Origin of the sequence: Gordonia sp. SID5947, assembly GCF_009862785.1 — a bacterium.
Lineage (GTDB): Bacteria > Actinomycetota > Actinomycetes > Mycobacteriales > Mycobacteriaceae > Gordonia.
Map to the genome: position 1 here is coordinate 74,374 of NZ_WWHU01000001.1, position 26,217 is coordinate 100,590.

General features: G+C 66.4%; 24 protein-coding genes and 1 pseudogene. 18 read left to right on the forward strand and 7 right to left on the reverse strand.

The features are described 5' to 3' along the window. Positions 1–38: 38 nt before the first annotated feature. The 4 genes from GTV32_RS00380 (at position 39) to GTV32_RS00395 (ending at position 4,430) form a co-directional block, all read left to right on the forward strand. Positions 39–1,274, forward strand: coding sequence for an AI-2E family transporter (locus tag GTV32_RS00380; RefSeq protein ID WP_343287156.1), 1,236 nt, complete (start codon positions 39–41; stop codon positions 1,272–1,274). Positions 1,275–1,412: 138 nt separating this feature from the next. Then, positions 1,413–2,492 carry a redox-regulated ATPase YchF gene (ychF, locus tag GTV32_RS00385; RefSeq protein ID WP_161058481.1) on the forward strand — a complete coding sequence of 360 codons (1,080 nt, stop codon included), beginning with the start codon at positions 1,413–1,415 and terminating at the stop codon, positions 2,490–2,492. 88 nt (positions 2,493–2,580) lie between these two features. Beyond that, entirely contained in the window at positions 2,581–3,552 is a 972-nt protein-coding gene (locus GTV32_RS00390; protein WP_161062242.1) for a glycoside hydrolase family 43 protein, read from the forward strand. After that, on the forward strand, positions 3,549–4,430 hold the full coding sequence (locus tag GTV32_RS00395; protein WP_161058482.1) for an acyl-CoA thioesterase domain-containing protein: 882 nt from the start codon (positions 3,549–3,551) through the stop codon (positions 4,428–4,430). The genes GTV32_RS00390 and GTV32_RS00395 overlap by 4 nt, the downstream gene beginning before the upstream one ends. 7 nt (positions 4,431–4,437) lie before the next feature. Here the strand turns inward: GTV32_RS00395 and GTV32_RS00400 are convergent, their stop codons facing one another. Next, positions 4,438–5,148, reverse strand: coding sequence for a DUF427 domain-containing protein (locus GTV32_RS00400; protein WP_161058483.1), 711 nt, complete (start codon positions 5,146–5,148; stop codon positions 4,438–4,440). A gap of 265 nt (positions 5,149–5,413) precedes the next feature. Here GTV32_RS00400 and GTV32_RS00405 point away from each other — a divergent pair, with 265 nt between their 5' ends. The 3 genes from GTV32_RS00405 to GTV32_RS00415 all read left to right on the forward strand — a co-directional run bounded on the left by GTV32_RS00405 (position 5,414) and on the right by GTV32_RS00415 (position 9,492). After that, on the forward strand, positions 5,414–6,655 hold the full coding sequence (locus GTV32_RS00405) for a carboxylate--amine ligase (RefSeq protein WP_161058484.1): 1,242 nt from the start codon (positions 5,414–5,416) through the stop codon (positions 6,653–6,655). A 139-nt stretch (positions 6,656–6,794) separates the two neighbouring features. Beyond that, positions 6,795–8,741, forward strand: coding sequence for a hypothetical protein (locus GTV32_RS00410; RefSeq protein WP_237421619.1), 1,947 nt, complete (start codon positions 6,795–6,797; stop codon positions 8,739–8,741). A 94-nt stretch (positions 8,742–8,835) separates the two neighbouring features. Further along, positions 8,836–9,492: a UdgX family uracil-DNA binding protein gene (locus GTV32_RS00415; protein ID WP_161058486.1), complete on the forward strand. Its 657-nt coding sequence runs from the start codon at positions 8,836–8,838 to the stop codon at positions 9,490–9,492. Between the two features lie 7 nt (positions 9,493–9,499). Here GTV32_RS00415 and GTV32_RS00420 read toward each other — a convergent pair whose 3' ends face one another. From GTV32_RS00420 to GTV32_RS00430, 3 genes are all read right to left on the reverse strand, one after another. Then, the gene (locus tag GTV32_RS00420; RefSeq protein WP_343287157.1) at positions 9,500–10,903 is read right to left on the reverse strand and encodes an amino acid permease; all 1,404 of its coding nucleotides are present in this window, start codon (positions 10,901–10,903) and stop codon (positions 9,500–9,502) included. Positions 10,904–11,167: 264 nt separating this feature from the next. After that, complete coding sequence (locus GTV32_RS00425) at positions 11,168–12,526, reverse strand: diacylglycerol kinase family protein (protein ID WP_343287158.1); 1,359 nt, start codon at positions 12,524–12,526, stop codon at positions 11,168–11,170. Positions 12,527–12,546: 20 nt separating this feature from the next. Then, positions 12,547–13,014 (reverse strand): hypothetical protein, encoded by a 468-nt coding sequence (locus tag GTV32_RS00430; RefSeq protein WP_343287159.1) that lies wholly within the window; start codon positions 13,012–13,014, stop codon positions 12,547–12,549. A gap of 240 nt (positions 13,015–13,254) precedes the next feature. Here GTV32_RS00430 and ehuB point away from each other — a divergent pair, with 240 nt between their 5' ends. The 9 genes and pseudogenes from ehuB (at position 13,255) to GTV32_RS00475 (ending at position 20,756) form a co-directional block, all read left to right on the forward strand. Next, entirely contained in the window at positions 13,255–14,151 is an 897-nt protein-coding gene (gene ehuB / locus GTV32_RS00435) for an ectoine/hydroxyectoine ABC transporter substrate-binding protein EhuB (protein WP_161058487.1), read from the forward strand. A gap of 20 nt (positions 14,152–14,171) precedes the next feature. After that, positions 14,172–14,903, forward strand: a complete 732-nt coding sequence (ehuC, locus tag GTV32_RS00440; protein WP_161058488.1) for an ectoine/hydroxyectoine ABC transporter permease subunit EhuC — start codon at positions 14,172–14,174, stop codon at positions 14,901–14,903. After that, positions 14,900–15,543 (forward strand): annotated as a pseudogene (ehuD, locus tag GTV32_RS00445) (ectoine/hydroxyectoine ABC transporter permease subunit EhuD). Before ehuC ends, ehuD begins: the two are co-directional and overlap by 4 nt. A 52-nt stretch (positions 15,544–15,595) precedes the next feature. After that, positions 15,596–16,357 carry an ectoine/hydroxyectoine ABC transporter ATP-binding protein EhuA gene (gene ehuA / locus GTV32_RS00450; RefSeq protein ID WP_161062246.1) on the forward strand — a complete coding sequence of 254 codons (762 nt, stop codon included), beginning with the start codon at positions 15,596–15,598 and terminating at the stop codon, positions 16,355–16,357. A 102-nt stretch (positions 16,358–16,459) separates the two neighbouring features. Continuing rightward, positions 16,460–16,912, forward strand: coding sequence for a cyanase (cynS, locus tag GTV32_RS00455; protein ID WP_161058489.1), 453 nt, complete (start codon positions 16,460–16,462; stop codon positions 16,910–16,912). An 80-nt stretch (positions 16,913–16,992) separates the two neighbouring features. After that, complete coding sequence (locus tag GTV32_RS00460) at positions 16,993–17,364, forward strand: YciI family protein (protein ID WP_161058490.1); 372 nt, start codon at positions 16,993–16,995, stop codon at positions 17,362–17,364. A gap of 10 nt (positions 17,365–17,374) precedes the next feature. Further along, entirely contained in the window at positions 17,375–18,607 is a 1,233-nt protein-coding gene (locus tag GTV32_RS00465) for a DUF6596 domain-containing protein (protein ID WP_343287160.1), read from the forward strand. Between the two features lie 88 nt (positions 18,608–18,695). Beyond that, on the forward strand, positions 18,696–19,205 hold the full coding sequence (locus GTV32_RS00470; RefSeq protein WP_161058491.1) for a hypothetical protein: 510 nt from the start codon (positions 18,696–18,698) through the stop codon (positions 19,203–19,205). Positions 19,206–19,334: 129 nt separating this feature from the next. Then, positions 19,335–20,756 carry a cytosine permease gene (locus GTV32_RS00475; RefSeq protein WP_161058492.1) on the forward strand — a complete coding sequence of 474 codons (1,422 nt, stop codon included), beginning with the start codon at positions 19,335–19,337 and terminating at the stop codon, positions 20,754–20,756. Positions 20,757–20,763: 7 nt separating this feature from the next. Here the strand turns inward: GTV32_RS00475 and GTV32_RS00480 are convergent, their stop codons facing one another. Then, positions 20,764–22,344, reverse strand: coding sequence for a PucR family transcriptional regulator (locus GTV32_RS00480; protein ID WP_161058493.1), 1,581 nt, complete (start codon positions 22,342–22,344; stop codon positions 20,764–20,766). An 87-nt stretch (positions 22,345–22,431) separates the two neighbouring features. Here GTV32_RS00480 and GTV32_RS00485 point away from each other — a divergent pair, with 87 nt between their 5' ends. Further along, positions 22,432–22,941 (forward strand): nucleoside deaminase, encoded by a 510-nt coding sequence (locus GTV32_RS00485; RefSeq protein WP_161058494.1) that lies wholly within the window; start codon positions 22,432–22,434, stop codon positions 22,939–22,941. Further along, positions 22,938–23,909 (forward strand): isopenicillin N synthase family oxygenase, encoded by a 972-nt coding sequence (locus tag GTV32_RS00490; protein ID WP_161058495.1) that lies wholly within the window; start codon positions 22,938–22,940, stop codon positions 23,907–23,909. Before GTV32_RS00485 ends, GTV32_RS00490 begins: the two co-directional genes overlap by 4 nt. Positions 23,910–24,001: 92 nt before the next feature. Here the strand turns inward: GTV32_RS00490 and GTV32_RS00495 are convergent, their stop codons facing one another. Together GTV32_RS00495 and GTV32_RS00500 are read right to left on the reverse strand one after the other, a co-directional pair. Continuing rightward, complete coding sequence (locus GTV32_RS00495; RefSeq protein WP_161058496.1) at positions 24,002–25,351, reverse strand: trypsin-like peptidase domain-containing protein; 1,350 nt, start codon at positions 25,349–25,351, stop codon at positions 24,002–24,004. 138 nt (positions 25,352–25,489) lie between these two features. Continuing rightward, positions 25,490–26,086, reverse strand: coding sequence for a TetR/AcrR family transcriptional regulator (locus GTV32_RS00500; protein WP_161058497.1), 597 nt, complete (start codon positions 26,084–26,086; stop codon positions 25,490–25,492). Positions 26,087–26,217 lie beyond the last annotated feature (131 nt).

Below are 26,217 nucleotides of genomic sequence, written 5' to 3' on the forward strand. Positions count from 1 at the left end.
TCGACGCGGACTCGCGCCCTTTGTGTGACGATCTCTGCGTGACAGAGAAATCGGGCGTGCCCGACAGCTCGGCCAGTCCCACCGCCGCCGCCGGGCGTCGGTATCCGACCCGGGCGGGGGTCGTTCTCGCGGGGCTGAGAGCCAGTTCGATCGTCGCTCTGCAACTCGTCCTGGTGGTCGCGGCGCTGTGGATCGTGTTCTGGCTGCTCGGCAAGTTCTGGGTCGTCCTCCTGCCGATCCTGTTCGCCATCATCGTCTGCACGGTGTTGTGGCCTCCGGTTCGCTGGATGCGCAAGCGTGGCGTTCCGCCCGCGGCGGCGTCGTTGGTGATGATGCTGCTCGGCGTCGGGGTGCTGGCCGGGGTGATCAGTCTGATCGTGCCGTCCATCGTGCGGCAGGCCCCCGAGCTCGCATCGCGGGCGACCGACGGCGTGCACAAACTCCAGGACTGGATTCAGGGCCCGCCGCTGAACGTCAAGGACGAGCAGCTCGACAACATCGTCAACACGGTCACCGACAAGCTGCAGTCGAGCGCCTCGAGTATCGCGGCCGGTGTGTTCAGCGGTGTCGGTACCGCTACGTCGATACTCGTCACGCTGTTCACCGCCCTCATCCTGGTCTTCTTCTTCCTCAAGGACGGACCGAAGTTCGTCCCGTGGCTCGACCGTACGGTCGGTCAGCCGTCGGGGGCCCACATCGGCGAAGTGCTCACCCGCATGTGGAACAGCCTTGGCGGCTTCATCCGGACCCAGGCGATCGTGAGCTTCGTCGACGCGACGCTGATCGGTGCCGGCCTGTTCATCCTCCAGGTGCCGTTGGCGGGCGTACTGGTGGTGATCACCTTCCTCGGCGGGTTCATCCCGATCGTCGGTGCGTTCGTCGCGGGCGCTCTCGCGGTCCTGATCGCCCTGGTGTCGAACGGCCTGACCACCGCGCTGATCGTGCTCGGGATCATCCTCGCCGTCCAGCAGCTCGAGGGGAATGTGTTGCAGCCGTGGCTGCAATCGAAGTCGATGGACCTGCACGCGGTGATCGTGCTGCTCGCGGTGACCCTGGGCGGCACCCTCTTCGGCATCACCGGCGCGTTCCTCGCGGTGCCCGCCGCCGCGGCCATCTCGGTGGTCCTGCGCTACCTGAACGAGCAGATCGCACTGCGCGCCGGGGAGACGCTGCCGCCCGAGGGCACTCCGGTGACCTCACACCGGGGTGTCCCCGACGACGAGCCGCCGCCCGACGCCCCGGCCGACGATCCCGGCACCGCCACGAGCACCTGACCCTGCCCCCGACCCCGCCGACAGCAACCCCTTTTCCGCCGACAGCAACCCCTTTTCCGCCGACGGCAACCGTATTTTCGCCGACAGCACCGACGTCGCCCGCCGATCGACGACCCGCGGCGGATAGACTGGTCGCCCGTGAGTCTCACCCTCGGAATCGTCGGCCTTCCCAACGTCGGCAAGTCGACCCTGTTCAACGCGTTGACCCGCAACGACGTGCTGGCCGCGAACTATCCGTTCGCGACCATCGAGCCGAACATCGGTGTCGTCGAGCTGCCCGACAAGCGTCTCGACCGCCTCGCGGAGATCTTCAGCAGCGAACGCATCCTGCCCGCGACGGTCTCCTTCGTCGACATCGCCGGCATCGTCAAAGGTGCGTCCGAGGGCGAGGGGATGGGCAACCAGTTCCTCGCGAACATCCGTGAGGCCGACGCCATCTGCCAGGTCGTCCGGGTTTTCGCCGACGACGACGTGGTGCACGTCGACGGCCGGGTCGACCCGCTCTCCGACATCGGGGTGATCGAAACCGAGCTGATCCTGGCCGACCTCCAGACCATCGAGAAGGCCCTGCCGCGCCTGGAGAAGGACGCGCGCAAGAACAAGGACCTCGCCGAGACCGTCGCGGCCACCCAGAAGGCACAGGAGATCCTGAACGAGGGCAAGACCCTGTTCTCCCAGAAGGACTCGTTCGACCTGTCGGCGGTCCGCGAACTCCACCTGATGACTGCGAAGCCGTTCCTCTACGTCTTCAACGCCGACGAGTCGGTGCTCACCGACGACGCCCGCAAACAGGAACTGCGCGACAGCATCGCGCCTGCCGACGCCGTTTTCCTCGATGCGAAGGTGGAGAGCGAACTCCTCGAGCTCGACGACGAGGATGCGCAGGAACTCCTCGATTCGATCGGTCAGACCGAGCCCGGACTGCGGTCGCTCGCCCGCGCCGGCTTCCACACGCTCGGCCTCCAGACCTATCTGACAGCGGGACCGAAGGAATCGCGGGCCTGGACGATTCATCGCGGCGACACCGCCCCCAAGGCGGCAGGCGTGATCCACACCGACTTCGAGAAGGGCTTCATCAAGGCCGAGATCGTGTCCTTCGACGACCTCGATGCCGCGGGCACGATGGCCGCGGCAAAGGCTGCGGGCAAGGTGCGCATGGAGGGCAAGGACTACATCATGGCCGACGGTGACGTGGTGGAGTTCCGCTTCAACGTGTAACGACTCCATCGGTCGACGCTGATCGTGCGCGAGCCTTTTCACCAAACCTGCGCACGACGCGGCGTTCGTCGTTCATACTGCGCCCGTGATGCGAACCAAGCGTGCATACTTCGCTGTCGTCTCGGTCGTGCTCGCCACCGTGGGATTGCTGGTCGCAACTCCGGGGTCCGGTGACGCCGCGCCGTCGGGTTGGCGATACACGATGGTGGCGTTCAGCAGCGCCGCCGACCGTGACATGGATGTCTACGAGTCGCCCGATGGCACGCGCTTCCAGCTCGCCCGGAAATCGGCATATCGGCCGCCGGCGGGGCGGGTGCGCGACGCGAGCATCTTCCGGAACGCCGACGGGTGGTACTACATCACCTACACCACGGCAGATGGCGCCAACATCGGGTTCGCACGCAGCAGGGACCGCCTGAACTGGACTTTCCTGCAGAACTATCCGGTCCCGCTGTGCTGCGCGTTCCTGCCCGGCACGGGCGACGGTAAGGGTCTGGGTTCGTCGAGCGGGCCGGGCTCCTCGGGGTCGGCCGGGTCCAGCGACGGTCCGTCGCTGTCGCCTTTCACCACCAAAGCGTGGGCACCCGAGTGGTTTGTCGAAGGTGGCCGGGTCAACGTCATCCTGTCGATGTCGACCGGGGGCGGCTTTGTGCCGTACCTGATGACCGCACTCGAGCCGTCACTGCGGTTGTGGAGCCCGCCTGTGCCGATCGCCGGGATCGGGGCAGACCACATCGACACCACGGTGGTGAAGGTCGGCGCGACCTACCACGCGTTCACCAAGAACGAGACGAAGAAGGTCATCCAGCACGCGGTCGCGTCGTCGCTGGTCGGGCCCTATCGATTCGTCGCACCAGGGAATTGGGGCACGTTCGTCGAGGGCCCGGCGGTGGTCCAGCTACCGAACGGCGCCTGGCGGATGTACCTCGATGCCTACACCCGGGGGAAGCAGCTGTACTCCGACAGCAGGGACGGGTTGCGCACCTGGTCGCCGGTCAGAGAGCTGCCCGGGATCTCCGGCATGGTGCGGCATGTCGGCGTGATGCGCGAGGCGGCGTGACCGCGACAGACCATCAGACCGCGTGGTCGCTCGAGGTGCTGCTCGGCCTGTTCGACGTCGAGCCCGGTGAGCGTGATCGGTTCACCGGGGCGACCGGGATCGAGGGGGAGGAAGGTCGCGTGGTGGTGGAGGGCACCCAGGTGCTCGCGCAGGCAATCGTGGCCGTCGCCAAGCGGTTCGGTGACAAATCGGTCCGATCGGCTCAGGCGGTGTTCGCGCGGGCGGTGACGGTGGGCCCGCCCGTCGAGTTCGACGTCGACGTCGTGCATGAAGGACGTTCGGTCGCGACCGCTGTCGTCACGGCCGCGCAGAACGGTAAGCGGTGTGCCACGGTGACCGTCCTCGCCGACGTCCCGACCGGAGACCTGATCGCTCACCACCTCCCACGTCCCGCGGTCGCCAAGCCCGACGATGCTTTTGCGGCACGAATGCCGTTGCCCGGCCGCGAGGTTCGTCTCGTCGACGTGGAGGAGGTGAACAGCCCCGACGAGGTGGGACCGCCCGAGCTGTACGCCTGGCTCAGATATGATCCGGTGCCACAGCGTGATGACCTGGCCAAGGCGCTGCTGGCTCACTTCACCGGCCACCTCGGCATCTCCACCACCATGCGGGCCCACGCCGGGATCGGTACCAGCCAAGCGCATCTCACGGTGTCGACCGCACCGATGACGATCGCGATCAGCTTTCACGAGCCGGTCCGATGGGACGGGTGGATTCTCTACTCGCATGAGAGCACCCAGGTGGGTGCCGGCATGTCTTATGTGCGCGGCACGGTGCACACCGAGGCGGGCGCCCTCCTCGCCTCGTTCGTCCAGGACGGACTCATCCGCCCGTTGCGTACATCGGACGCCGCAGTGGCGTCGCGGGCCAGGCTGTAACCGCGCCCTAGCTCTCGCAGCCGCAATCCGCGACACGGGTCGCACCGGCCGGAAGCTCGGCGAGCACGTCGGCCTTGGCCGGGTCGAAGCTGAGAAGCCCTCGGATGACGGTGCTTTCCGGCAGCACGTCCTCGTAGCTCCACGCGACGTTCTCGACGACGGTGTCGCCGAAGACCACCGACCAGTACGTGGCGGTGCCCTTGTAGTTGCAGTAGGTACTGAGGTCACCGCGGCGCAGCAGATCGGTCCGCACATGCTCGGGAGCGACGTACAGTACGGGCTCCAGTGCGGTCTCGAAGACGATCACGGTGTCGGTGGTGTCGACCAGCGTCACGCCGGCGACGTCGACCCGCAGGCCCCGAGTGGTCGGACGGCAGTCGACGCGATGATAGGGATTCGGCGGATACCAGACCAGCTTGCGGCCTTCCTCGTACCAGGCGTCGACGGCATCCCACGGAACGTGGACAAATCCCGGTGCCTCGGGCTCGGGTTCGCCGGGCAGCTCGCCGACCTCATCGGCCGGAAAGGCATAGCTGAGGAACTGGCCGGGCCGGTGCACCATCACCGCCCGTTCGGTGTCGAGTACGGTCGCGCCGTCGCGAACCGCCTGGATGCGGCGCGGATGCGGCTCGACGAACACCAGATCGGGTGGGAGCGCCCCGGAGAACCATCCGGCCGGATTCCCGCTCAACGGCCCGCGTCCCGCGACCAGACTCATCGAGGTCCTCCCCAGACGTCATCGAGGGCTCGGACCCGGACATCACCACGCCCCATTGCTGTTCCACCTCCAGGTCGACAGACGACGAGTGCTCCCAGGTTAGCCGCCGCCAACCTGTGCGACCGGAAATCCCGGGTCACCGCGAGGGGTTGCTGCGCGACATCCCGTAGACGACGGCACTGCGTGCCGGTCGTCGGACGCCTCTGTACGGTGGCCACAGGACCAGAGAGCATGAACCGCGCACGATCTGAGCGAGAGGACATGCATGACAACGCCTGCGAAGACGGCCAAGAACCCCGACAAGGGTTACGTCGCGCTGCTCGGTTGGAGTCTCGGGGCCATCGAGGCCCTCGACCGATTCGACCGTAGATATGTGGTGGTGGCGCCCGATTGGGCGCACGAATATTGCGCTGAACACGACATTCCGTACGTGCCGTGGAATTTCGAACGCCTGAACGATCGGTCTCTCGAGATCGCCGAGACCTTGCAGGACATGGGTGTCGACGTCGCGATCCCACTTTTCGAGGAGACCGTCGAGTGGGCGGGGGCCATCAACTCGGTACTGATGAACAAGCCGCGCCTGTTCGGCCAGGCGATGCTGTTGCGCGACAAGGCGCTGATGAAACGCCGCGCTCAACTCGGCGGTATTCGTGTCGGCATCTTCGAGGAGGCGCACGACCGTGACGACGTGGTCCGGTTCCTCCGACGGGTCAACCAGACGCTGCTCAAGCTCGACGGTGACCCCAACGACCCGATCCACCTGAAGGCCTTCGACAAGGCCGGCTGCCTCGGTCATCGCGTGATCCGGACACCCGACGAGGTCGACACGATTCCCGAAGAAGAATTCCCGGTGCTGATGGAGTCCCACCTCGACGGCTGGGAGTTCGCGGTGGAGGCGTGGATCCACAACGGGAAGATCAAGTTCCTCAACATCTCCGAGTACGTGACCCTCGGGTACTCGGTGTTCGTCCCCGCCACCCCGGAGCTCGAGAAATACCGACCCGCGATCACGGCTCAGATCGAGAAGCTGATCAAGACTTTCGAGATCGACTTCGGCTTCGTGCATCCGGAGTACTTCGTCACCAACGACGGCGAGATGTACTTCGGCGAGGTGGCCTATCGCCCGCCGGGCTTCAAGGTGTTCGAGCTGCTGGAACGCGCCTACGGCTTCAACGCCTACCAGGCGCTGGTGCTCTCGTTCGATCCCAAGACCACCGAGGAGGAGATCGACGCGTTCTTCCCTCGGGAAGTGGTGGATGCGAGCGGCGTCGCGGGATGTTTCGGGGTCTATCCGCGCCGCCGCGTGGTGTCCAACCTGGAAATACCGGACGAGACGGCCGACGACGACTACTACGAGACCAACGATCTCGCAGAGCCGCTCGAGGAGACCGTCACCAAGCGCACGGCATTCGGCACCCACTGGGGTCTGCTGTACTTCTTCGGTGAGGATCCGTACCGGATGCGGGATCTACTCAAGCGACAAGAAGAACTCGATTTCTACGTATGAGATCTGCGCGGGGTCGCGATCGCGTGCCCGCTGCGGACCCTGAGGACAGCAAAGGGTGCTAGTGCCTTCTTTGGACGACACGGACTCGGGCCGGGCTCTGGCAACGCGGGTCGAGCAGCTCGATCACGCCACCGCGGCGATGCTCGAGGCGCCGGACTTCGCCAAGGTCGGCAAGGTGCGCCGGGTTCTCGACGCCCTGCGGCGGGTGCTCACCCAGGACGGCGGATGTGCCGCGGTGCGTGAGCGCGCCGGGGCGTTGGAGAGCGCGGGTGTCTTTGCCGGGTCCGACTGGGATCAGCCCGACATCCTGGTCCCGGCACTCGCCGGGACCAGCCTGCGCAGCGGTCACACCGACACGGTGATCCTGGAGTCGACCAGCGAGTTGCGGTTGGTCGCGATTGCCATGGGGGACTACGAGCACCCGGCCATGACGGCCGATGACGCGAGGCGATTCCTGTCGCAGATCTTGGCGATGAATCTCGATCTGCTGCTCGCGCCACCGTCGGAGGCCGACCGGGTACGGCAGGGGAGCGCCGCGAAGGTGACCCGTGCGGTGTTCGCCTACGTCGTCGATCAGGTGGGATACGACAGCGTCCTCGACGAACTGGTCGAGGAGATCTGGCGAATCCTCCGTCAGCGACCCATCCAGGTCGACCATGTGAAGGCGATGGTCACGCGGATCGCGATCCATCGCAACGATCCCGACGTCGACCTCGGCACGGCTGCCCAGGGCCTCGACCGCCTGACCACCGCTCTTTTCGGACCGACAGAAGCCTGCCGGGAGGACCCGGGCATCGAGGTCTATCTGTCGCGGGTGGCGGCGATGGACGCCGAAGGACTCGAGTTCGAGGCCCGTGGATTCGCGCGAGCGATGCACGACACCGGCCTCGTCTCCCCGTATCACGCGGCGCTGGCCCGATACCTGGTGGACGACAACGTTTTTCTCCTCCCCGAGGCGCTCGGTCTGTCGGAGGTCGGTCGCAATTGCCTACTCCGTTACACGGATCTGGTACTCGAGCTGATCACCCGGACCGTCGAACCACAGAACGCGCAATGTCTCTACGGCCTCGCCTTGTTGTTGGACCGGGGCATCCTGCACCAGCCGCCGGTGGTGCCGTCCCTGTGGCGGCAACTGGCGCTGAAGCTCGCTCCCTCGGTACGAGAGCGTCTGCATTCGGCATTCGGTCCGGCGGTGGCCCCCGAATCGTTGCTCCTCGGTGGCCTGCTGTCGATGCTCGGGCAGCCTTTGGGGGTCGGGCAGGGAGACAATCCGACGTGTCAATCGGCCCGCGCACTCTCGATGTGGGCCTACAACGATCCCGACTATCTGTTGCAGGTGGTGGCGTGGGCGGCCCGCGACGACGAGGTGGTCGCGCATTTCGAAGGTCAGCGAATCTCCTCGGTCGAGAGCGTCGGGGGTGTCGCGACCGCCGATCCGATCGATCTGGATCCCGTTTCTCTCCTGGTGGTTCCGCATCTCGACCGCATCTACGCGGAGATGGTCCGGCGGTGTGCCGACCGTCCCGGCGACCCACACCGGTGGGTGAATCCGGAGTTCCACGGGTGGTGGTCGGCGCGCGGCTTCCGGATCAACGTCGACGTCGCGACCGGCGACCTCATCGCCCTCGAGGACTTCATCCGGCAGTTCTATGCGGCCTATCACCCCGGCTACAACGGCAATCAGCCGCTCATCCACCCACAGCCCGCGGGGATCGCGTTCACCGACAGCGCGGCGCGCTACGTCGGCTGGCATGCGATCACGATCCTGCGGGTCGCGACGGACCCGAACGGCGATATCCGGGTCTACTTCTTCAACCCCAACAACGACAGTGGGCAGGACTGGGGTGACACCGTGGTGGTCGGCACCGCGGGCAACGGCGAGCGGCCCGGCGAGGGATCGCTGCCATTCGAGCAGTTCGCGTCCCGGCTCTACATCTTCCATGCCGATCCACTCGAGGACGGTGCGATCGATGACGTCCCTGCCGACGATGTCGCACGGGTGGTCGGTTACATCGAACGCAGTTGGGGTGCTGATCGGATGGGCGCGCAGGCGGCGGTATCTGCCGGCAATCCGGAAGGAGCGTGACGGCTGCCGCGCGATGGCCGGCATCGATGTGTCGTCCCGGTCCTCTGCGGGTATCTCGGGAGCGACCGGTTGCGGTCGTGAAGGGAGGCCCTGGATGGGTTATGTCGGAGCAGGGGAGTTCGTCCCGGAGTCGCATGACCTCGCGTCGCTGGCGTCGGCCGCACGGTCTTGTCGAGGCTGCGACCTCTACCGAGATGCCGACCAGACGGTGTTCGGTGCTGGCTCCGTCGGGTCGACCATCATGTTCGTCGGTGAGCAGCCCGGTGACCAGGAGGATCGCGCGGGTGAGCCCTTTGTCGGGCCGGCGGGCAAGCTGTTCGATCGTGCGCTCGATGCTGCCGGGATCGACCGCGAACTGACCTATGTCACCAACGCGGTGAAGCACTTCAAGTTCACCAGGGCCGCGGGCCGCAAACGCCGTATCCATGACAAACCCAAGCACACCGAGGTCGTCGCATGTCGGCCGTGGCTGCTGGCCGAACTCGATGCGGTCAGCCCGCGAATCGTCGTCTGTCTCGGCGCGACAGCGGCGCAGGCCCTGCTGGGGCCGGACTTCCGGGTCACTCAGCATCGTGGCGAACGGTTCAATCTCGCCTCGGATGGCGATGTCGGATCAGGTCATGACGAGGATGTGCTGGCAACGGTACATCCCTCGTCCATCCTGCGCGGGCCCCGAGATCGTCGCGAGGAGGCGTTCGACGCCTTCGTCGCCGATCTCACCGCGGTCCGCGACCTCGTCGTCGACCGCTGAGCGGACGTCAGCGTCCGGTCCGGGCCGCCGCCCGCGTCCACGCCAGATATCCGAGACCGACGCAAGCGAACCAGACCGCGCCGACGACCAGTGCGATCCGTCCGTCCGCATCGAAGAACAGCAAGACGAACACCAGCGCGAGAAACGCGAGCGCGGCCCAGGTGGTGACCGGGGCACCGGGCACCCGGTAGTCCGACGCGGGCAGCTCTCCACGCGCCACCTTCTTCCGGTAAGCCATGTGACACACCAGGATCGTTCCCCACACCACGATGATGCCGACCGTCGACACCGAGGTGATGTAGGAGAATGCGTGATCGGGGTCGATCACGTTGACGACCACCCCGGCCACCATCACCGCGGCGCTGAGGACGATCCCCGCGAGCGGGACCCGACGCTCGGACAGCCGCGCGAGTTGCGGTGGCGCATCACCGCGCTGCGCGAGCGAGCGGACCATGCGCCCGGTGGAATAGATGCCGGAGTTGCACGACGACAGCGCAGCGGTCAGCAGGACGAAGTTGACGATCCCGGCCGCGCCGGGGATCCCGATGTACTCGAAGACCGACACGAACGGGCTCTGCCCCGCGTGGAAGTCGCGCCAGCTCCGCACCGACAGGATCACCACCAGCGAGCCGACGTAGAAGACACCGATGCGGAACGGCACGGAATTGATGGCCTTGCGCAAGGTCACACGGGGGTTCTGTGCCTCGCCGGCGGTCACGCCGACGAGTTCCACACCCACGTAGGCGAACATCACGATCTGCAGGCTCAACAAGGCATTGGTGGATCCGGTCGCGAAGAAGCCGCCGTCGCTCCACAGATTCGTCACCGAGGGCCCGGTGTCGGGTCCGAGCCCCGAGATCGGCAGCAGCACACCGATACCGACGATGATCATGCCGAGGATCGCGGTCACCTTGATGGCCGAGAACCAGAACTCCGCCCGACCGAACAATCCCACGGAGATGAGGTTCGCCCCGAACAGGACGATAAGGGCGACCAGGGCTGTCACCCACACCGGGATCGCCGGCCACCAGTAGTTGACATATTTACCTGCCACGGTGATCTCGGCCATGCAGGTCGTGGTCCACACCGCCCAATAGGTCCAGCCCTGGCTGAAGCCCGCGAACCGCCCGAGGAATTCGTCGGCATACTCGCTGATGCCGCCCGAGATGGGTCGGTAGATCAGCAACTCTCCGAGGGCACGCATCACGATGAAGATCGCCAGGCCCGCGAGTGCGTAAGCGAGGATGAGGGCGGGGCCGGCTTTCTCGATCGCGCCGCCGGAACCGTAGAACAGTCCGGTGCCGATCGCGCCGCCGATCGCGATCATCTGAACCGTCCGGGTGGTCAGACCCCGCTGATAGCCCTCGTCGCCCGCCGTGGATACCCGGACATCGAGGTCTTCGTTCGCCACCACATCGACTCCCTCAGAATTGTGTGCCGTCAGCGGCCCAATCTAGACGCCCAGATGTGCACCCGATCACGCAGGCATCGCCATTTCGGGCGATACCCCGTCGACTGTCCGATTGTTCCGAATCAGCAGGCGCCCGTGTCGGATTCGTCCTTTTTGGGTGGAAGGCCGTGATCGTCGGCACGTGCATATGAATGCGGCGTGAGCGGCTCGCCGCGTCAACTATTGACGTGACACCCCCCCTGACACCGCATTCGTATCAACGACTCACATCCGCGGGGCGCGTCCTCTCGCGAGATCGACGAGAGATCTGATGTCCACGGCCCGCGCCCGGCGGCGCGCTGCGGCCGCCCGATTGCCGGCCGGGACCAGCAGACGCAGTCCCTTCGGGTGACTGCGGAACCGTAGCGGTGCTGCCAGATCCAGCGGCTCGCCGTCGATGCCCACGGACGTCTGCTTGCCGTGCGACCGGATCTCGAACGTCTCGGTGGTGAACTCATGCCAGAAGGGACTGGTCTTGCGCAGTCCGAGTGCGGATCGGGTCATCAGCCGTGCGGCCTCGGATCCCGTCGAGGTCGAGATCGCGATGACCCCGAGCCGGCCGGTGTCCAACGCCCGCCGCCCGGCGGCGTCCAACGAAGCTGATGCGGTGTAGGGATTGTTCGACACCAGGATGACGAACGACCCGTCGATCTCGTCGCCGTCGGGAGAGGTGAACTGGAGATCGAACGGCTCGGCGGTGCGTCCCAGCAGGTCGGGCAGCATCGTGGCGACCGTCTGGGCTTTGTCGGCTCGATAGGAACCCTCGCGCACGATCGACGCGTAGATGCCCAGCGAGACGTTGTTGACGAACAGCCGGTCGTTGACCGTGGCGTAGTCCACCCGCCGCTCGACGGCATCCCGAAAAGCGAGCAGACTCGCCGTCGGATCGGCACGGTCGAGTCCGAGGTCGAGCGCGAAGTGATTGCGTGTGCCGGCGCTGACACACACGAAGGGGAGGTCGTTCTCGACGGCCACCGATGCGACGCGAGCCTGTGATCCGTCGCCACCCGCCATGCCGAGGCAGTCGGCGCCCCGTGCCACGGCCTCTCGTGCCAGCTGGTCGAGATCATCGTCGGGGCCGAGGACGACCGTCTTGACGCCCAGGTCTCTCGCAGCGGCGACGATGCCGAACCGATCGACCTTCCCGCCGCCGGACCTGGGGTTGCAGATCAGCACCGGATGACCCGGGCGGCGGATTTCCCTGCTCCTATCGAGGGCGTGCAGATCCGGCACCAGCGCGTGCCGGGCGCATGCCGTCGCGACGGTCAGCACGGCAACGGTCGCGAGGAGTCGCGCCACCGCGGTGGCGGCGTCGGTGAACACCTGTGTCAAGGCGGTGGCAATGACGACCAAGCCCAGCGCGACCGCGACCGCGCCGCCGGTGCGACGTAGGGCGCGCTCGGTGACGACCCACCACGCGCCGGCGACGGCGACACCGAAACCGAGGAGGCCGATCACGAGGTCGAGTCCCCGGGTGAGCAGGAACATGACGACCACCACGGCGAGCACGGCAACGCCGACGAGAGCAATGGTGGCGCTGACACGGCGGTCGAGACCCGGTGTCGGGCCGGCGGCGGATTCCACGCGTCGGTGTCCCGCCTCGATCAGTGCGGGGTCAGCAGGAAGGTGCGCGCGCCCGCGGTGAAGGCGTTGTGCAGATCGTCGGGATCCGGAGTGCCGTCCGCGTCGAGTCCGATCTTGTTGAACGACGCGAACTGATGATTGTCGCGGCAGATGATGGCGTAGTGCTCGACGACGCTCGGTTCGTCGGTGAATGCCTCCACATCCGCGCTCCGCCGTCGCCCCATGAGACGTATGCCCACCGATTCGCCGGTCCTCAGGTTCTTGCCCCACCCGAACGGTGTGCCGATCAACAACTTCTCGCCGTGGGGTGTGTAGGCGACCGGGATGGAATAGTGCTTGCCGGACTTTCGCCCGACGACGTAGATGGTGATCAACCGGCGGCCGATGCCGCGGCTGATCAGTGGTGTGGCCAGCAGGCCACGGACGACGCGATTGGCCACGCCTTGCATCTTCATCGTCTGCGGCCGTTGGGATGTGGGTCCCGTCACCTGACCCAGGTTACACCCGGTAAGCGGCGCTGTCCCGGAGCTGATTTCGCATCCTGAACACGGCCTTCGTCAGCTTGTCCTGAGGTTTGGGACGGAAGCGATGCCGTTGCCGTGTTAGTTTCACAAGCGTACGAAGCGAACAAGGTGGATGAGTCGGTCGGAAGTGCGTATACCCGTGAAATCGGACGTCACAGAGAACGCGGGCAGAGCCTTTCCGGTCGCGATCGGAAGGCTGAGTCGATGACACTCTCGGTGTTGAAGAGGTCTGTGAGTACAAGAGCGGCAAGCATATTCGCGGTTGCCGCCCTGGTGGCGGGGAGCCTCGCGGCGTGTTCGTCCACCGATTCGGGTGGTGACGGCAACCTGTTGGAATCGCTACGCGAAAAAGGTGCGGTGACTGTGGGTTTCGCCGGCGAGGCACCGTATTCGTTTGAGGAGAACGGCGAGCTGACCGGCGCGACCGTGGCGCTGCACCGGGAGATCTTCCGCAACCTGGGAATCGATCAGGTCGAGGGCGTCAACGCGGACTTCGGCGCGTTGATCCCGGGCTTGCAGGCCAACCGCTTCGACGTGGTGAGCGCGGGTATGTCGATTCTTCCCGAGCGCTGCAAGCAGGCGGCCTTCAGCGATCCCGAGTTCAACTACACGACGGCCCTGATGGTGGGCAAAGGCAATCCCAAGGGACTGACGGACATGCAGTCCGTGGCCGGTAGTGGGGCGCGGCTCGCCACGATGACCGGTGCGATCGAGTCCGATTACGCGAAGAGCCTGGGCATCTCGAGCATGCAGGTCGCCACTCCCCAGGACGGCATGGATGCCGTCACCTCCGGGCGTGCGGACGTGTTCGCGCTGACCGGGATCTCGCTCAACTGGATGAAGAAGAACAATCCGGGTGCACCGGTCGACGTCACCCCGTCGTTCGTCGCCGTCATCGACGGGAAGCCCCAGGTGGGTGCGGGTGGAACCGTCTTCCGCACCGACGACAAGGAACTGCTCGATGCCTACAACGCCGAGCTCAAGAAGATAACGTCCGACCCGCAGAAGTATCTCTCGATCGTCGGGAAGTTCGGATTCACCGAGAAGGAACTGCCCGATCCGCAGCTGACCACCGCCGACCTGTGCGCGGGAAACATCTGAGGATGGTCGAGTAACCGACTGTGGGAGACAACTTCGACGCCTTCCTGGACGCTTGGCCGCGCATCCAGGAAGGTATTCTCACCACCCTCTATCTGACCCTCGGTGGCGCGGCCCTGGCGTTTGTCCTTGCCCTGGTGCTGGGTGTGTCGTCGGGCTCTCGTCACCTCGCGATCCGGGGCACCGCCCGGGTGATCGTCGAGTTCTTCAGGGGTACATCACTTCTGGTGCAGCTGTTCTGGTTGTTCTACGTACTGCCGCTGTTCGGATTCCAACTCGAGTCGATGTTCTGCGGGATACTGGCGTTGGCACTCAACTACGGCGCCTACGGTGCAGAGGTGGTCCGCGGTTCGTTGGGGGCGGTCCCCGCTCCGCAATGGGAAGCCGCCGTGGCGCTGAACTTCTCGTCGTGGCAACGCCTGCACCGGATCATCTTCCCCCAGGCGTGGGCGCAGATGATCCCGCCGATGACCAATCTGCTGATCCAGTTGCTGAAGGGCAGTGCGCTCGCCAGTTTCATCCTTCTGCAGGACCTGACGTATCAGATCGAACAACTGCGTCGGGGGACCGGCGACACGATCTTTTCCTTCGGGATCGGGTTGGTGCTCTACTTCCTCATCGCGTACGTGCTGACCCTTGTCATGAATCTGCTGGAGGTGCGGGCCAAGTCCCGTCTCGGGGTCGGCCCGTCGTTGCGTGAGGTACTCAGTCTGCGGCCTGAACGAATCGACGAGACCGTGGGAGTCGGCCGGTGAGCGTGGAGTGGAGTTGGCAGCGTGCCGCGGATTGTCTGCCGGTGCTGCTCGAGGGATTCAAGATCACGTTGCTGGCAACGGTCCTGGGTTTCGTGATCGCGGCGGCCCTCGGTCTGGTGATCGCCATCGTTCGACGCGTCGGCCCTCGGGTTGTCACGATCCCGCTGCGGATGATCAGCGAGTTCATCCGCCTGACACCGCTCGTTGTGCAACTGCTCTTCGCCTACTATCTCCTGCCTCAGTTCTCGGCACTGCAGATCGGTATCACCGTCTTGGGGATCCACTACTCGACGTATATGGCCGAGGTCTATCGCGCGGGCATCGAGGGGGTGCCCGCGGCCAGTGGGAAGCCGCCCATGCACTGTCGCTGCCCAGTCAGAGAACTTGGCGCGCAGTGATACTGCCGCAGGCCATCCGGGCCACCACGCCGGCCCTCGGCAACTACGCGATCTCCATGTTCAAGGACACGCCGTTCCTGTTCGCGATCACGGTGGTCGAGATGGTCACCGCTGCGCAGCAGTACGGCGCACGGACGTTCCAGTACCTCGAGCCCATCACGATTGCCGGCGTGATCTTCCTCGTCGCGAGCTACCCGACATCGATCCTCATCCGAAAAGTGGAGAAGTCCCTTGCCTACTGACGAGCACCCCTCGCCGGCCACCACGCCGGCGCGCCCCACCGACGACGGGTTGATGGTGGTCTTCGACAAGGTGGTCAAGAAGTTCGGCGACCACGTCGTCCTCGATCATCTCGACTTCACGGTGCGGCGCGGAGAACGGGTCGCGCTCATCGGCCCGAGCGGGTCGGGCAAGACCACCATCCTCCGCCTGCTGATGACCTTGGAGTCGTGCGACGACGGTGTGATCTGGGTCGAGGGCGAACCCCTGACACATCAGTACAAGGGTGACAAGCTCGTCGCGGCGACACCCAAGCATCAGCGCGCCGCTCGGTCGAAGATCGGCATGGTCTTCCAGCAGTTCAACCTGTTCCCGAACATGACAGTGCTGCAGAACATCACCGAGGCGCCGATCCATGTACTCGGCAAGAGCAAAGAGGAGGCAGTCGTGCGGGCGCGAGACCTGCTGGCCACGGTCGGCCTGCAGGACAAGGAGGACGCCCACCCCACGACGCTCTCCGGTGGGCAGCAGCAGCGCGTCGCCATCGCCCGTGCACTCGCGATGGATCCCGACATCTTGCTCCTCGACGAGGTCACCTCGGCCCTCGATCCGGAACTCGTCGCCGACGTGCTCGGGGTGCTCCGCACGATCGCCGAGTCGACCGACATCACAATGCTCATCGTCACTCACGAGATGGGGTTCGCCCGTGACGTGGCCGATCGGGTCCTGGTGTTCGACGCAGGCAAGATCGTGGAGGAGGGGACACCCGAGGCCATCTTCACCAGTCCGCGCGAAGACCGCACGAAGACCTTCTTGAAGGCAGTGCTGTCGCACTGATCCGGTGACGATCTCGCGGCCCCGTCGGTGTCGTTGCGGTGGACACCCCGCATCCGATGCGGTCAAGCTGGGGCGGTCCATCCGAATCGTCGAGGAGTTCCGATGACCACTCCGATCATGCCGAAGTCCGATGCTGCCGAGCTGATCGTCGCCGCCCGGATTCGCCAAGGTCTGTCCTGGGCCGACATCGCCGAACGGATCGACGCGCCGCTCGTCTGGACGGTGTCGGCCCTCCTCGGCAGCCATCCGGTGCCGCTGGAGAAGGCGACCATCGTCTGCGAACTCCTCGGTCTCGGTGAGGGGGTGATCGAGAGTCTGGTGCGTCAGCCGACCCGGATCGCCGACGATGCGGTCGCGACCGACCCGACCATCTATCGCTTCCACGAGGCGCTCGCCGTCTACGGACCGGCCCTCAAGGAGCTGATCCACGAGGAGTTCGGCGACGGGATCATGAGCGCGATCAACTTCAAGGTCGACTTCGCACGGCGTGCCGATCCGGACGGCGACCGGGTGGTGATCACTTTCGACGGCAAATTCCTGGACTATCGCTGGTAGCCGGTGTCGATTTCGGCGCATCTCGTTCGTCCTCCTGATGTGGCACCGACGACGGGCCACACTGAGGCGAGGAGGACACCATGCGCTACGCACTGCTCATCAACAACGCCGAGCCCGCTCCGGGCGAGATCACGACCGAGGCCGTCGACGAGATGAAATCGCTCATACGCGCGTATACCGATGCGCTGCACGCCGCCGGAGTGCTGGTGGCGGCCGAGATCCTCGCTTCGCCCGCGGCCACCCAGACGGTGACACGGCGCGACGGCGACCTTCGCGTCCAGCAGGGCCCGTTCGCCGAGACCAGAGAATCCCTCGCCGGCGTGTTCGTCATCGAGGTCCCCGATCGCGACGCCGCACTGGCGTGGGCTGAGAAGTTGCCCGCCACCCAGTACGCGGTCGTCGAGGTCAGACAATCCGTGCTGTCCTGCATCGACGGTGTCTGGTCGGACTGACGGCGGTCCCGTGCCGGCAGAGTTGATCTCCGCGGCGCGAGCGCACGCCGAGCGGGCGGCCCGGGAGTCCTACGGCCGCCTGCTCGCGGTGCTCGCCGCGGCCACGCGCGACGTGGCCGATGCCGAAGATGCGCTCGCGGACGCATTCGAGCGTGCGCTGGCCCGGTGGCCGAGCGACGGCGTGCCGCGCGATCCGGACGGTTGGTTGATGACGGTGGCCCGCAACCGGCAGCGTGACCGCTGGCGCTCGGCGGCGGTCAGGAACACGGTCTCGCTCGAGACTGTGCGCCCGGCCTCACGGCGAGGCGCCGGCGTGCCGGATGGTGAGGTGTCGGCCTTCCGGGACCGCCGCCTCGAGTTGCTCCTGGTCTGTACGCACCCCGAGATCAATGCCGCGGTTCACGCGCCGTTGATGCTCAACGCAGTGCTCGGGTACACGGCCGCGCAGATCGGCCATGCATTCGCGATCCCCGCGACGACGATGGCAGCCCGACTGGTGCGCGCGAAACGCCGCATCGCCGATCTCGGTTTGCCGTTCGAGGTCCCCGCGGTAGATCAGCTGACCGACCGGCTCGCACCGGTCCTCGAGGCGATCTATGCCGCCTACACCATCGAATGGCCGACGATGGCGCACGAACGTCAGGCCCTGCTACTCGGGCTCGGTGACGTGGTGGCCGAGGTCGCGTCCGGTAGTGCCGAGGCGCACGGTCTCGTCGCGGTGATGGAACTGTCGAGTGCCCGGCTTCCCGCCCGAACGGATGCCGACGGCCGCTTCGTGCCGCTACCCGAACAGGACCCGCGTCGTTGGGACGCGGACCTCATCGCCCGGGCGCATTCGCACCTGCGTATCGCGCACGGTCTCGGAGAGGTGGGTCGGTTTCAGCTGGAGGCGGCGATCAGCGCCGTTCACTGTGCCCGTGGCGTCGGCGCCGCTCCGGATTGGGCGATGTTGCTTCCCCTGCATGAGGCCCTGCAAAAGGTGTCACCGACGCTCGCCGGTGCGGTTGCCCTTGCGGCGGTGCTGGCCGAGACCGACGGCATCCCAGAGGGTCTCCGAAAGCTCGACGAGCTGGCCGGCGCCGACCGGTTCCAGCCCGCGTGGGCGACACGGGCATTCCTGCTGGAACGCCTCGGCCGCACAGAGGACTCCGTCGCCGCGCTCGACCGAGCCCTCGCCCTCACCGTCGATCCCGCGGAGCGAGCGCATCTCGAACGTCGGCGGGCGACATCGGGGGCAAGCTGAAACTGCGCTGAGAGACGGGTGTCGCGCAGTCACGATCCGCGGATTAGCCTCGATCTCAGGTCGGGTCTCAACTCCACGAGGAGGAACGATGAGTCATCCGACACTGCGCCGAGGCCTGGTCGCCACTGCGGCTGCGATCCTCGGGGCGACCGCTTTGGTGACCGCACCTGCGGTGTCGGCGGCCGACGAATCCGCTGGGTTGGATGTCGCGGGCGACATGGCGATCGCCCCGGGCATCCATGTGCTGAAGATCGAGGCGCACGGTGCGCGGACCGCGAACGGACAGACGACGGGAAGCTATCTGGCAACCGTTCTGGATGGCATGAATCCCACCCCGATACAGGTCCGCGGTCCCATCACCTGTCTCTATACCGCCGGTGACACGGCCTCCCTGATCTATCCGATCACCGGGTCGAACCCCGACATCATCCCGGCCGCGCTGCGCGGCGCGGCCGCGGTGCAGATCACCGTGCGCAAGGGATCGATGGGCGCGCCGAACCATGTCGGCATCATGGGTCCGATGCCGACGTCGTCGTTCAACGGTTGCCGGCCCGAGATGACCCCCTTCGTCTTCGACGGGACGATCGCCATCACGTGATCGGGTGCGGCGGGCGATGGCCGACGACGAGCCATCGGTCGGCCGGGCGTCGTTCTGTGTCGTGGCGCGGGGCCCGCTGCGGACAATCCGTCAGTTGCCGATGCCGCGCCGGGGCAGCAGAGTTGCGCCATGACCCTCGGCGCACCCCCTGAACATCCCGACGCGGCTGCCGTCGCTCCGCAGGCCGGCTATGGCAAGAAGGTCCTCGCTGTCGAACCGGGCGGCAACGAACCGATCTTGCTCGGCGCGCGACATGGTTCGCCACGCGGGCTGTTCTGGACCTGGACGGCGCCGAACCTCGAGTTCGCGACGATCTTCGTCGGCGTCATCTCGGTGCTGTATTTCGGTCTGTCCTTCTGGCAGGCCGTCGCCGCGATGGCGATCGGAAACCTGCTCGGCGCGATCGCCCATTTCCTGTTGTCGGCGGAAGGACCGTTGCACGGGGTCCCCCAGATGGTGCTGGGACGCCTCGCCTTCGGGCACCGCGGCAATGTGTTGCCCGCGGCCTTCATGGCGGTCATGTGCGGTGTCGGCTGGTTCGCCACCAACAGCGTGAGTGGCGCCTTCGCCCTGTCGACGCTCTTCGGCTTCAGTCCGCTGGCGGGGCTGGTGGTGATCGTCATCGCGCAAACCGCGTTCGCCTTCTTCGGCCACAACCTCGTGCAGCGATTCGAGCGTCTGGCCGCACCGGTGCTTGCCGTCGTCTTCCTGATCGGCGCGGTCATCATCTTCAGCAAGGCAGACGTGTCGACGGCGTCCGCGGACGGCGGATTCTCGCTCGGCGGATTCCTGCTGACCGTGGGGGCGGCCTTCGGCTACACGGCGGGGTGGACGCCCTACGCCGCCGACTACACGCGGTACCTGCCGCCCACGGTGTCGAAGCTGCAGACCGGCCTCTTCGCGTCCACAGGCCTGTTCGTCTCCTGCACATTCCTCATGGTCGTCGGCGCAGCGTCGGTGACCATCGGTGCGCCTGCCTCCGACAACCCGACGGAGGCGTTCACCGCGAACCTCCCGTCCGTCGTGGCTGACCTGACGCTGCTGGCGATCGCGATCGGCGCCGTTGCCGCCAACGCCATCAATGTCTATTCGGGCGCAATGGCTTTCGTCACGATGGGCTTCCGGTTACCCGTCGGGATCCAGCGCGCGATGGTGACGGTGTTCTTCGGGATCGTCGGGTTCCTGGTCGCGTGGTGGGCATTGGCGGACGCCGCCGCCTCATATGAAGCCTTCCTGTTGCTGGTCGCTTACTGGATCGGTCCGTGGCTCGGGGTGGTCTTCGCCGACCGGCTCCTCCGCCGGGAACCGCCTTCGCTCGCCCTGCTGTACGACACCCGCTACACCAACTGGGGAGGCGTCGCCGCGTTCGCAATCGGCCTGGTGACCTCGCTGCTCTTGTTCTGCAACCAGGAGCGGTTCGTCGGCTACGTGGTCCGTGCGGTGCCGGAGCTCGGTGACATCGGCGCGTTCGTCGGCTTCGTGATCGCCTTCGTCGGGTATCTGATCCTCGCCCGCAAGCGTGTGGAACGTTCGCAGCGCGAATACGCCTGATCCGCTGTCATCGCGGCACCGAGGCAACAGTGGACCGCGACCGGAACGCGCTGACCGCCAGCAACATCGACGGGTAGATCGCGGGTGAGGTCGGGTCGAAGCCGAGGAGCCCGCGTATACGGTCGAGTCGTTGGTAGAGACTCTGCCTACCCAGGTGGAGAACCTCCGCCGACCGGGTCGCGCTGCATCCGTGGCGGAGGTGGACGTCGAGGGTCGCGACGAGCTGGGTGGACTGGTTCTGGTCGTGGGCGATCAGGGGTGCGATGAGTTGTCGCAATTCGTTCCGGACCTGTGGGTCGGCGCCCCGGACAGCGCTGTCGGCGATGAGTTCACGGCCGGTGACGATCCGCCTGTCGGTGACGCCGACACGCATCGATTCGACTGCGATGGAGAGCCTTTCGGCGGATCGGTGCAGGGATGTGGCGAGTGTCGCGGAGAGGTCGACGTCCGCGTTCGCCGAGCTGAGGCGGTAGGCGTCGCCGACCACGGCGGTGACGCGGCCGGCTTGGGCGCCGAGTCCGGCGAGTGCGCCGGCAACGAGTTCGACCGGGTCGTCACCGTGGCCGGCCGCGGTCACGGCGACCACCGCGTACACGGTGGCGTCGATCGTCGCCTGCACCAGGCCCGGCAACGCCGATGCGCTCCGCGCGAGCGCGGCCTCCGCCATCCTCGGGTCGGGCGCCTCGGCTGCCACCGTGACGAGCCGCGTCGTGTCAGCGATGGGGAAGCCGGAACTCGCGAGTCGTGCGACGAGATCCGCACGGCGCACATGCCGTCCGGCGACGATTTCCTCTACCAGCTGCGTGCCCACTGCCGAACCCCTTGTGCCGGAACGGGTCAATGCTGCTGCGACCGGTCCCGACGCGGCCGCCAGCATCATGGTCACGACCGGCGGTGGATGCCCGTTCGATCCCCGGCCGGCGACCAGTCGGGCGATCTCGCGGTCGCGTGCGATGACCGGCGCAGAGGCCACGGCGGCATCGACCAGCCGCCATGCGGATCGGTCATCGTCCACCCCGTGTGCGGCGAGAAGTGCTCCACCGGAACCGATCAACGCGATCGGACGTCCGGTCGACTCCGAAACATGGGCGAGCATCCGTGCCACTGCGCCCGGTGCGAGCAGGTCGTCGTGCAAGGCGTCGTCGAGCAGAGCGCGCGATCTCAGGCCGGCGAGTTCACCCGTCACGATGGACGTGTTCGCCTCGCGGCAGACCTCGATGAACGGCAGAACCCGGCGCAGCTCGACGATCGGTAACCGCCGGGCCGATGCCTCCCGCACCATCTCCTCCGGAACCGCGTTGAAGGTCCGGCCGGTCTCGAACGCCAATCCGGCGACACCACGCTCGGCCAGGTCGCGGATGTAGTGCCGGCGCGTGCCGGCGTCCAGACCGCCGAGCCCGAGTCCCGTGGTGAGGAGGAGTTCGCCGCCGGACAGCAACGGCCCGATCTCGAAGATCTCGCTGGAGTGCACCCAACCGACCGGGACGTCGAGGTGGTCGTGAGCGGTCAGCACACGCGGGTCCGCCCGGTTGAGGTGGCGATCGATGATCTCGCGGAGGGTTGGGAGAGCGGCGGGCGCAGAAGGCATGGTCCGACAATATGCACGTTCGGGCTCGGATGTGATGCGACGGACTGTCAGTTGTCCCGTCGAGCGCACCGGGGCAGGCTCGTCTGCATGACACGCCGCAGTGACGTAGTGCCCGAGCTCGACCCGGCCGTCCTTCTCGACGTCGCCTACCGGCAGGCGCTGCTGGGTTCGGAGGAGGGCGGCATCCCGATCGGAGCGGCTCTCTTCGCCGCGGATGGCACCCTCCTCGGTCAGGGGCGCAACCGTCGGGTCCAGCACGACGACCCCTCGGTGCACGGCGAGACGGATGCATTTCGCGCGGCAGGCCGTCAGCGGGACTATTCGTCCACGATCATGGTCACCACATTGGCGCCCTGCTGGTATTGCAGCGGACTGATCCGTCAGTTCGGCATCGGTGCCGTGGTGGTGGGGGAGAACCGCACCTTCACCGGCGGCGAGGACTGGCTGCGGGAGAACGGGGTCCATGTGACGGTCGTCGACGACGGCCGCTGCGCCGCGTTGATGGCCGACTTCATCGCGACGCGGCCGACCCTGTGGAACGAGGACATCGGTGTCGCCGACGCGACGACACCCGGACCGTCAGGAGACAACCGATGAGCACGAGCCCGATCCTCACCGTCGACATCGCGCAGTGGCGGGCCGGGGGAGCGGCGGCCGATCAGGTGTGCGCGGCCGTCGACGAGTCACTGCAGAAGGCGGGTTTCCTCCTCGTGACCGGACACGGCATCGATCCCGATCTGCCTGCAGCGTTGCGGGCCGCTGCCCGCCGGTTCTTCGCGCTGCCCACGCAGATCAAGGAGCAGTACTCGGTGGCAGTGGGCGGCCGCGGTTGGATCGGGCCGGGAATGGAGGCCAACGGTTACGCCGAGGGGACCGAGACGCCGCCGGATCTGAAGGAGACATACAACTCGGGCGCGCAGACCCGGGTGGGCGTGCCGGCGGTCGACGATTACTGGTTCGCACCGGACGTCTGGCCGACGGAGGTACCGCTCCTGCGAGAGTTGTTCACCGCGTGGACTTCTCAGGTGAAGGCGCTCTCCGACGATCTGCTCGCGCTCATGTCGGCGTCGTTGGGGCTCGTCGGCGACGCCAATCCGTTCCAGGGATTGGCGGGCAACTCCACCTGGACGTCGAACATCAACCACTATCCGCCGATGGCAGTGGTGGGAGATCCGCAGCCCGGTCAGTTCCGGATCGGTCCGCACACCGACTTCGGCACGGTCACGGTGCTCGATCGGGAGCCCGGCGCGGGTGGGCTCCAGGTGTACAGCGACGAGAGTGGCTGGGCCGATGCACCATTCGATCCGGACGCGCTGACCATCAACATCGGTGATCTGCTCGAGTACTGGTCAGGCGGCCGGTGGCCGGCCGGGCGGCATCGTGTCCTGCCGCCGCAACCCGATGCTCCGGAAGAAGACCTGGTGTCGTTGATCTTCTTCTACGAACTCGATCATGACGCGATCGTGTCACCCCTCGAACCGCCGATCGGACGGCGGGCCGGGCTGGGACCGGTGGTCTCCGGGGATTTCATCAAGGAGAGGCTCGACGCCATCACGGTGGGCTGAACCCTCCTACCGGGGTCTCGCGTGGCTTCCGGACATGCCAACGGCTCCGTCGATCGGGTGATCGACGGAGCCGCCCCGCTCCCCGGGGTTCTCTACGGCACCAGTCCGAAGGGGCTGCCGCCGAAGGGCAGTCGCGAACCGCCGGACTCGCCGCCCTGGCCGCCGGACTCGCCGCCCTGGCTGCCGGATTCCGGAATGGTCGTCTGCTCCTTGTCGACAGTGCTGCCGAGCTTCACCTGCACGGTCCGCGCGTGGTTCCCCGACCCCACGGTGACCGGGACGGTCTCACCAGGAGCGTGGGTCAGGACCTGGGCCATCAGGTCGGCGTAGTCGCTGATCGGGGTATCGCCGATCTTGGTGATGACGTCACCTGCCTTGACGCCCGCGTCCGCCGCGGCGCCGCCCGATTGCACGGCCGAGACCTGCGCACCTTCCACGGTCTGGTTTCCGTTGCCTGGGCTCAGCGAACCCGACACTCCCAGAACGGGTTTGGTCGCGTGACCGTCCTGCAGCAGTTCGTCGGCGATGCGCTTGGCAGCGTTGATCGGGATGGCGAAGCCGAGTCCGTAGGCCTGCACACCGCCGCCGGCGCCCTGACCGGTGTCCACTGCGGAATTGACCCCGACGACCTGACCTTGCAGATTCACCAGCGGGCCACCGGAGTTGCCCGGATTGATCGGTGTGTCGGTCTGCAGACCGTTGTACACGGTGAGGCCCGAACCGCTCTCGTCGCCGGCCGTGACCGTGCGTGACAGTGCGCTGACGATACCGGAGGTGACCGTGTTCGACAGGTTCTCGGGGCTGCCCACCGCGACAACCTGTTCACCGACCTGCAGACCGCTCGAATCACCGAGCGTGGCCGGGGTGAGTCCCGAGGCGTTGTCGAGCTTGATGACCGCCAGATCGTACGACGGGGAGGTGCCGGTGACCTTGGCGGTGTGGGTCTTGTCGTCACTGGTCGTGACCTGGATGGTGCTGCCGTTGCCGGCAGCCGAGACCACATGGTTGTTGGTCAGCACGTAGCCGTCGGGGGAGAGCACGATGCCGCTGCCGACCGCGGTGCCCTGTCCGGTGCTCACCTTGATGTCGGCGGCGGATTTCGATGCCACCTGCGCGGCATAGGTCACCGAGCCCGGCTTGACGTCCGCAGCGTTGGCCGCGGCGGCGGGCTGCGAGGTGAGTGAGGGTACCGACGGGCTCGCATCGGAACGATCCAGTAGCGCACTACCGCCCACGCCGACCGCACCGCCGACGAGGCCGGCGAGCAGCGCGGTCGCGACGATCGGCTTCGTCAGACTGCGCGGTCGAGCCGGAGGCGGTGACGGATAGGCGCTCGTCGCCTGGGGATCCCAGTGTGTGGTCGGCGGATGGTACGCACTCTGCTGGGTGAAAGGTTCGGTGACCGGGCTGTTGTCGCCCTCGGTCGGCTGGGATTGGTTCACGACACCACGATGCCGTCGCCGTATGAGAGAAGGTGAAGAAACGGACCACTGGTTTCCTGTCAGTTCACACTGTGGCGTCTCAGGTGATTCCGAGAAACGGTGGCGTCCACCGCTGCTGGACGCGGGCCGGGGCCGGCGTCAGCGCAGCACCAGCGATGCCGCCTGCTCGACGACGGCGTCCAGATCGTCGCCGAGGTGGCCGGCGAGCCACTGTTGGGCGAGCTCGGCCATCGCTCCGGTGAACATGATGGCGCCGACCCGGCCGGCAACTCCGTCGGGAAGACGCTGAGCTGCAACAGTTTCGGTGAGAACCAACTCCATGAGCAGATCCTGGGTCGCCACTCGCCGGGAGACGAGCACCGGATTCGACCGGCCCTCGGTGAACAGGATGCGTCCCCGTCTCGGATCGCCCGAACCGAAGCCGAGAACGGCGCGGATGCCGGCGGTGGTCCTGGCCCGGATGGATGGCCCGGCCGATGCCATGGCCTTCTCCACGACGGTGGCGAGCTCCTGGGCAACCACGTCGTAGAGCGCGCCGAGCAACTCGTCGGTGTCGGCGAAGCTCTCGTAGAAGTAGCGGGTGTTGAGCTCGCACTCGCGGCAGACCGATCGCACCGACAGTCCGGGCGCACCTGACCTGCCGAACACGGTGAACGCGGCGTCGACGATCAGTGCGCGTCGTTCCGCGCGTCGGTCGGTCAGCGGGACGCCGGCCCATCTGGTGGGGCTGGACATCGATTCAGCGTACGTGTGTCGACGAGATCCGATCAAGTTCTGGTCACATGCGTATCCAGACGATATTCTGGTCACGCATGTAGCCACAACCGACTGCGAGGACGAGATTCGATGTCGATTTCCCTGGGTTC

What these genes read in the sequence shown, in the direction of transcription:
- GTV32_RS00470 (WP_161058491.1), top strand. Translation starts at nt 18,696, where the DNA reads ATGAGTCATCCGACACTGCGCCGAGGCCTGGTCGCCACTGCGGCTGCG.
- cynS (WP_161058489.1), top strand. Translation starts at nt 16,460, where the DNA reads ATGACCACTCCGATCATGCCGAAGTCCGATGCTGCCGAGCTGATCGTC.
- GTV32_RS00410 (WP_237421619.1), top strand. Translation starts at nt 6,795, where the DNA reads ATGCTCGAGGCGCCGGACTTCGCCAAGGTCGGCAAGGTGCGCCGGGTT.
- ehuA (WP_161062246.1), top strand. Translation starts at nt 15,596, where the DNA reads ATGGTGGTCTTCGACAAGGTGGTCAAGAAGTTCGGCGACCACGTCGTC.
- GTV32_RS00475 (WP_161058492.1), top strand. Translation starts at nt 19,335, where the DNA reads ATGACCCTCGGCGCACCCCCTGAACATCCCGACGCGGCTGCCGTCGCT.
- GTV32_RS00400 (WP_161058483.1), bottom strand. Translation starts at nt 5,148, where the DNA reads ATGAGTCTGGTCGCGGGACGCGGGCCGTTGAGCGGGAATCCGGCCGGA.
- ehuB (WP_161058487.1), top strand. Translation starts at nt 13,255, where the DNA reads ATGACACTCTCGGTGTTGAAGAGGTCTGTGAGTACAAGAGCGGCAAGC.
- GTV32_RS00485 (WP_161058494.1), top strand. Translation starts at nt 22,432, where the DNA reads ATGACACGCCGCAGTGACGTAGTGCCCGAGCTCGACCCGGCCGTCCTT.
- GTV32_RS00480 (WP_161058493.1), bottom strand. Translation starts at nt 22,344, where the DNA reads ATGCCTTCTGCGCCCGCCGCTCTCCCAACCCTCCGCGAGATCATCGAT.
- GTV32_RS00460 (WP_161058490.1), top strand. Translation starts at nt 16,993, where the DNA reads ATGCGCTACGCACTGCTCATCAACAACGCCGAGCCCGCTCCGGGCGAG.
- GTV32_RS00415 (WP_161058486.1), top strand. Translation starts at nt 8,836, where the DNA reads ATGGGTTATGTCGGAGCAGGGGAGTTCGTCCCGGAGTCGCATGACCTC.
- GTV32_RS00405 (WP_161058484.1), top strand. Translation starts at nt 5,414, where the DNA reads ATGACAACGCCTGCGAAGACGGCCAAGAACCCCGACAAGGGTTACGTC.
- GTV32_RS00490 (WP_161058495.1), top strand. Translation starts at nt 22,938, where the DNA reads ATGAGCACGAGCCCGATCCTCACCGTCGACATCGCGCAGTGGCGGGCC.
- GTV32_RS00500 (WP_161058497.1), bottom strand. Translation starts at nt 26,086, where the DNA reads ATGTCCAGCCCCACCAGATGGGCCGGCGTCCCGCTGACCGACCGACGC.
- GTV32_RS00390 (WP_161062242.1), top strand. Translation starts at nt 2,581, where the DNA reads ATGCGAACCAAGCGTGCATACTTCGCTGTCGTCTCGGTCGTGCTCGCC.